This window comes from Mesorhizobium sp. M7A.F.Ca.MR.148.00.0.0 (assembly GCF_003997735.1).
Classification (GTDB): Bacteria; Pseudomonadota; Alphaproteobacteria; order Rhizobiales; family Rhizobiaceae; genus Mesorhizobium.
Window position 1 is genome coordinate 1 of record NZ_RZTB01000195.1, and the last position, 5,852, is coordinate 5,852.

Annotated in this window: 5 protein-coding genes and 1 pseudogene; all 6 read left to right on the plus strand. The window is 63.9% G+C overall.

Annotated features, from left to right (window positions below; all coding sequences use genetic code 11):
- The first annotated feature begins 4 nt into the window (after window positions 1-4).
- A complete protein-coding gene (locus EOB49_RS32410; protein WP_127267110.1) occupies window positions 5-607 on the plus strand; it encodes an ANTAR domain-containing response regulator in 603 nt (200 codons plus the stop codon).
- A 2-nt stretch (window positions 608-609) separates the two neighbouring features.
- Window positions 610-1,848: a CmpA/NrtA family ABC transporter substrate-binding protein gene (locus EOB49_RS32415; protein ID WP_164781890.1), complete on the plus strand. Its 1,239-nt coding sequence runs from the start codon at window positions 610-612 to the stop codon at window positions 1,846-1,848.
- Between the two features lie 356 nt (window positions 1,849-2,204).
- A complete protein-coding gene (locus EOB49_RS32420; RefSeq protein WP_127383359.1) occupies window positions 2,205-3,521 on the plus strand; it encodes a CmpA/NrtA family ABC transporter substrate-binding protein in 1,317 nt (438 codons plus the stop codon).
- Between the two features lie 70 nt (window positions 3,522-3,591).
- Window positions 3,592-4,482, plus strand: coding sequence for a nitrate ABC transporter permease (gene ntrB, locus EOB49_RS32425; protein WP_127326483.1), 891 nt, complete (start codon window positions 3,592-3,594; stop codon window positions 4,480-4,482).
- A gap of 11 nt (window positions 4,483-4,493) precedes the next feature.
- Window positions 4,494-5,291, plus strand: a pseudogene (locus EOB49_RS32430) (ABC transporter ATP-binding protein).
- 4 nt (window positions 5,292-5,295) lie between these two features.
- A partial coding sequence (locus EOB49_RS32435; RefSeq protein WP_164781891.1) for an FAD-dependent oxidoreductase occupies window positions 5,296-5,852 on the plus strand: 557 nt, incomplete at its 3' end.

Genomic DNA, 5,852 nt, shown 5'->3' on the forward strand with positions numbered 1-5,852 from the left:
AGGCATGGTTCGAACCGCACTCGCCGTCCTGGTGATCGATGAAAACCGCATCCGCGCCGCGATCATCGAGGCGGGATTGCGCGAGGCCGGCCATGAGCGAGTCACCGTCATCCATGACGTGACCGGCATTGCGCGGCGGATCGCCGAGATCGAGCCCGATGTCATCGTCATCGATCTCGAGAATCCGAACCGCGACATGCTGGAAAACATGTTCCAGCTGTCGCGCGCCGTGAAACGGCCGATCGCCATGTTCGTCGACCGCTCCGACCAGGCCTCGATCGAGGCGGCGGTCGATGCCGGCGTTTCGGCCTATGTCGTCGACGGTCTGCGGCAAGAGCGCGTCAAGCCGATCCTCGACATGGCGGTCAGCCGCTTCAACGCTTTTTCGCGCATGGCGCGCGAACTGGAAGAGGTTCGCGGCGAGCTCGAGAGCCGCAAGGTGATCGACCGCGCCAAGGGCATATTGATGAAGTCGCGCGGCCTCTCCGAAGAGGCCGCTTACACGCTGCTGCGCAAGACGGCGATGAACCAGAACCGCAAGATCGGCGACATCGCCCAGAGCCTGGTGACTGCCGCCGGGCTGCTGGGACCGCCAGAGGACGAATGAGCATGGGCGCCGCGCACCAGATCACCGCCGGCTTCATGCCGCTTTTCGACAGCGCCGTGCTGGTCGCGGCCGGGGAGCTTGGCTTTGCCGCACGAGAAGGCATCGACCTCACCCTACACCGCGAGACGTCCTGGGCCAACATCCGCGACCGCATCGCCATCGGTCACTTTCATCTCGCGCATATGCTGGGACCGATGCCGCTCGCCTGCAATCTCGGGGTGACGCCACTCGCTTCGGAAACCATCGTGCCGTTCTCGCTCGGGCTCGGCGGCAATTGCGTCACCGTCTCCAACACCGTCTGGGCCGGAATGGTGGCGCACGGCGCCGAAGCCGATCTTGATCCGGCGCGCGCCGGTGCGGCGTTGCGCGCGCTCATTCGCGAGCGCGCTGCGGCCGGTGGCGACCCGCTGCGCTTCGCCGTGGTGCATCCGCATTCCGGGCACAATTACGAATTGCGCTATTGGCTCGCCGCCTGCGGCATCGATCCGGCGCGCGAAATCGAGATCGTCATCGTGCCGCCGCCCTTCATGGCGGATGCGCTGGCCACCGGCCGCATCGACGGATACTGCGCAGGCGAACCCTGGAACAGTGCTGCGGTTGCCGCCGGCACCGGGCATATCGTCACCGTCAAGGCGCGGATATGGCGTAACAGCCCGGAGAAGGTGATCGGCGTACGCAAGGCGTGGGCAGACGAAAACCCCGAGGCACTGGCGGCGCTGCTGCGTGCGCTGCATCACTCGGCGCGCTGGTGCCAGGATCCGGCCAACCGTGGCGAATTGGCGGCTGTGATGGCGCAGGCCGGCTTTCTCGGTCTGCCGCCGGCCGTGCAGATGCCGATCCTGACCGGTCATCTCCGACTGGGCGGCGGCGCGGAGCGGACCATCGACGACTTCTTCCTCCCGTTCGACAAGGCAGCGAACTTTCCATGGAAGAGCCATGCGCTGTGGTTCTACACGCAGATGGTGCGCTGGGGGCACGTGGCGCACACGCCGGAAAACCTTGCCATCGCCCGCAACTGCTACCGGCCCGACCTCTACCGTTCGGCTCTGAAGCCGCTTGGTGTGGCGCTTCCCGGCGCCAATTCGAAAGTCGAGGGTGCGCTCCAAGTTGCCACCGCGGTCGGCGCGACAGGCGCCGGCCTTGTGCTCGGTCCGGACGGTTTCTTCGACGGCCAGATCTTCGATCCGGACGAGGTCGACGCCTACATTACCGGCCAGAAATCGGCTCGCGCGGAAGCCTGATCATTTCCGCGTCATTCTTGTGCATTGCACAAAAATTGTGCGCGCGATTGCCCGAATGAGCAATCTTTGGCCTTCCGGCTATAGGACCCGGTGCGTCCGAGATCGGCGCGAGTTTCTGATTTAATTGATCTTTTTCACCTCTCTCAAAACTGGCACGGTTCCTGCTTTGAAATAGACAGGCCCTTCGCGGGTCACGGAACAGGCGTCCAATGGCGGGCGCCACAGGCAAAGCTGCCGCTCAGGTTAATGCGCGCTCCCGGTCACCCGGACGCGAAGACCTGGCTGGCGGCTTTTTTGTTTTGATCAACACGCAATCGACGACGCGGATCCCAAGCCGCGCCCAACCGGAGACGACGATGACGAAACGGATCAGGACTGGAACGACCCTCAAGGACATGACGCGCCGCGATTTTCTCGTCAGCAGCGCGATGACGGCCGGCCTGTTCATGGCGGCCCGCAAGCTCTTCCCTTCCGGCGCCTATGCTGCGACCGCCGCTCCGGAGGTCACCGGCGCCAAGCTCGGGTTCATTGCCCTCACCGATGCGGCACCGCTGATGATCGCCAAGGAGAAGGGGCTGTTCGCCAAGTTCGGCATGCCCGATGTCGAGGTGCTCAAGCAGGCCTCCTGGGGTGCGACACGCGACAATCTGATGCTCGGCGGCGCGGCCAACGGCATCGACGGCGCCCATATCCTGACGCCGCTGCCTTACCTCATGCACACGGGCAAGGTGACGCAGAACAACCAGCCGATGCCGATGGCGATCGTGGCGCGGCTCAACTACGACTGCCAAGGCATTTCGGTCGCCCAGGAATATGCCGGCACCGGTGTCGGTCTCGACGCCTCGAAGCTGAAAGATGCTTTTGCCGCCAAGAAGGCGGCCGGTAAGGAAATCAAGGCCGCCATGACCTTCCCAGGCGGCACGCATGATTTGTGGCTGCGCTACTGGCTGGCGGCCGGTGGCATCGATCCCGACAAGGACGTCTCGACCATCGTCGTGCCGCCGCCGCAGATGGTGGCCAACATGAAGGTCGGCAACATGGACGTGTTCTGCGTCGGCGAGCCGTGGAACGAGCAGCTCGTCCATCAGGGCGTCGGTTTCACCGCCGCCACGACGGGCGAATTGTGGAAGGGCCATCCGGAAAAGGCGCTCGGCCTGCGTGCCGAATTCATCGAGAAATACCCGAACGCCACCAAGGCGATCCTGATGGCCGTCATGGAAGCCCAGCAATGGTGCGAGGCCGCTGAGAACAAGGACGAGATGGCCGCCATCATCGGCAAGCGGCAATGGATGAACGTGCCCGTCGCCGACATCATCGGCCGCCTCAAGGGCGACATCAACTACGGCAATGGCCGCGTCGCCAACGGCACCGATCTCTCCATGAAGTTCTGGAAGGGCGGCGTCTCCTATCCTTTCAAGAGCCACGACACGTGGTTCCTCGCCGAGAACATCCGCTGGGGCAAGTTCGCGCCGACCACCGACATCAAGGCGCTGGTCGATCAGGTCAACCGCGAGGATTTGTGGCGCGAAGCGGCCAAGGATCTCGGCGTTGCGGCTGCCGACGTTCCGGCGTCGTCGTCGCGCGGCGTCGAGACCTTCTTCGATGGCAAGATCTTCGATCCGGCCAACCCGTCCGCCTATCTCGATAGCCTGAAGATCAAGGCATCGGCCTGAACCCCTGCGCAAACGGCGCATTGCGCCGTTTGTCGCTCGAATTATCTGCCCCACGGAGTTTTCCCCAGACATGTCGATCCAGACTATCGAGGACACCAAGGTGAAGGCCTTTCCTGCCAAGCCGGCGGAGGTCATCGCCTTCACTGCCAAGGCACGGCGTCGCTTCGAGCCGCTCGCCATCGCCGGCAAACTGGCAAGCGCGCTGGTGCCGCCCATCATCGTGATCGCGCTGATGCTGGTCGTCTGGCAGATCGCCTGTTCGTCGCCGACATCAAGCCTGCCGCCGCCGACCCAGGTGTGGAACGAGGCCTACGATTTGATCGCGCATCCGTTCTTCGACAATGGCCCGCAGGATATCGGTCTGGCATGGCGCGTGCTGATCTCGCTGCAGCGTGTCGCCATCGGCTTCGGCCTGGCGGCGGTCGTCGGCGTCGCGCTCGGCGCGCTGGTCGGCCAGTCGATCTGGGCGATGCGCGGCCTCGACCCGGTGTTCCAGATCCTGCGCACGGTGCCGCCGCTGGCCTGGCTGCCTCTGTCGCTGGCGGCGTTCCGCGATTCCAGCCCGTCGGCGATCTTCGTCATCTTCATCACGTCGATCTGGCCAATCATCATCAACACCGCCGTCGGCGTGCGCAACATCCCCGAGGATTATCGCAACGTCTCGCGCATCCTGCGGCTCAACCAGTTCGAGTTCTTCGTCAAGATCATGGTGCCGGCCGCCGCGCCTTACATCTTTACCGGCCTGAGGATCGGCATCGGCCTGTCCTGGCTCGCCATCGTCGCCGCCGAAATGCTGACCGGCGGCGTCGGTATCGGCTTCTTCATCTGGGACGCGTGGAACTCGTCGCGGCTGCCCGACATCATCGTCGCGCTCGCCTATATCGGCGTCACCGGCTTTTGCCTCGACCGTCTGGTCGCAGCGGTCGGCGCCTTTGTCACCCGCGGCACAACGGCAAAGTGAGGAGAGGGGCGATGACGGCCTATCTGAAACTCGACCATATCGACAAATCCTTCACGCGTGGTGCCCAGGTCAGCGAGGTATTGAAGGACATCAGGCTGACCATCGACAAGGGCGAATTCGTCTCCATCATCGGCCATTCCGGCTGTGGCAAGTCGACCTTGCTCAATCTGATCGCCGGGCTGACCAAGGTGTCCGCCGGCGCCGTGCTGCTCGAGGACAAGGAGGTCGACAGCCCCGGACCGGAACGCGCCGTGGTGTTCCAGAACCACAGCCTTTTGCCGTGGCTGACCGTCTACGAAAACATCAATCTGGCGGTGTAGAAGGTCTTCGGTCGTTCGAAGAGCAAGGCCGAGCGGCATGACTGGATCATGCGCAATCTTGACCTCGTGCAGATGGCGCATGCCAAGGATAAACGCCCGGCAGAAATATCGGGCGGCATGAAGCAGCGCGTCGGCATCGCCCGAGCACTGGCCATGGAGCCGAAGATCCTGCTGCTCGACGAGCCGTTCGGCGCGCTCGATGCGCTGACGCGCGCCCATCTGCAGGATGCGGTGATGGACATCCATTCCAGGCTCGGCTCGACGACGATCATGATCACCCACGATGTCGACGAGGCGGTGCTGCTTTCCGACCGCATCGTCATGATGACCAATGGCCCGGCGGCAACCATCGGCGAAGTGCTTCCCGTGCCGCTGGCGCGGCCGCGCCGGCGCGTCGAACTCTCTTCCGACCGGACCTTCCTGCGCTGCCGCGAGGCGGTGCTGAAGTTCCTCTACGAACGCCACCGCTTCGTCGAAGCCGCGGAGTAGCGCCATGAGCGAAAGACTTGTCATCATCGGCAATGGCATGGCCCCCGGGCGCATGCTCGAGCACCTGCTGGAACAGGCGCCGGGCCGCTACACCGTCACCATCTTCAACGCCGAGCCGCGCGTCAATTACGACCGCATCATGCTGTCGCCGGTTCTGTCGGGCGAGAAAGCCTATGAGGAGATCATCATCCACGGCGACGGCTGGTACATCGCCAACAACATCACCCTCTACAAGGGCCACAAGATCGTCACGATCGACCGGTCAGCGAAGACCGTCACGTCAGATCATGGCGTCACCGAACCTTACGACAAGCTCGTCATCGCCACCGGTTCGGTGCCGTTCATCATTCCGGTGCCCGGCCATGATCTGCCGGGCGTGCTGACCTATCGCGACCTCGATGACGTCCAGGCGATGATGCTTGCCGCCCAGTCGCGCGCCAAGGCGGTGGTCATCGGCGGCGGCCTGCTCGGGCTGGAGGCGGCAGCAGGGCTGAACGCGCAAGGCATGGACGTCACCGTGCTGCATGTCATGCCGACGCTCATGGAGCGCCAGCTCGATCC

Bases quoted from the DNA above. Each gene is read 5' to 3' on its own strand.
- EOB49_RS32410 (WP_127267110.1), top strand. From the start codon at position 5: ATGGTTCGAACCGCACTCGCCGTCCTGGTGATCGATGAAAACCGCATC.
- ntrB (WP_127326483.1), top strand. From the start codon at position 3,592: ATGTCGATCCAGACTATCGAGGACACCAAGGTGAAGGCCTTTCCTGCC.
- EOB49_RS32415 (WP_164781890.1), top strand. From the start codon at position 610: ATGGGCGCCGCGCACCAGATCACCGCCGGCTTCATGCCGCTTTTCGAC.
- EOB49_RS32420 (WP_127383359.1), top strand. From the start codon at position 2,205: ATGACGAAACGGATCAGGACTGGAACGACCCTCAAGGACATGACGCGC.